The sequence below is a fragment of the Bartonella sp. CL63NXGY genome (genome assembly GCF_042194905.1).
Lineage (GTDB): Bacteria > Pseudomonadota > Alphaproteobacteria > Rhizobiales > Rhizobiaceae > Bartonella.
In genome coordinates, this window is the sequence record NZ_JBHINK010000122.1 from 335 (window position 1) to 630 (window position 296).

Genomic DNA, 296 nt, shown 5'->3' on the forward strand with positions numbered 1-296 from the left:
TAATCAAACCGGTGAAGAACGGACCTACCAACTTGATGACGGTGATCAAACCTTTGGTGTCTTTGTGTATGTCGGGACGGAGCCAGCTACCAAGGATCTTAAGGGTGTGATCAAGTTAGATGATCATGGCTATATTCCAACTGATGACCAACAGCAGACCAATGTACCAGGTGTTTATGCAGCTGGGGACGTCATTGAAAAGTCCTTACGGCAAATTATTACTGCATCTGCGGATGGCGCCGAAGCGGCCACTGCTGCAGAAGACTACATTACTGCCCAAAAGCAACGGCTGGGGA

1 protein-coding gene is annotated in these 296 nt (G+C 48.6%); it reads left to right on the forward strand.

Annotated elements, in window-relative coordinates; genetic code table 11:
- A partial coding sequence (locus ACFIK0_RS09630) for an FAD-dependent oxidoreductase (RefSeq protein WP_375663948.1) occupies positions 1-296 on the forward strand: 296 nt, incomplete at both ends.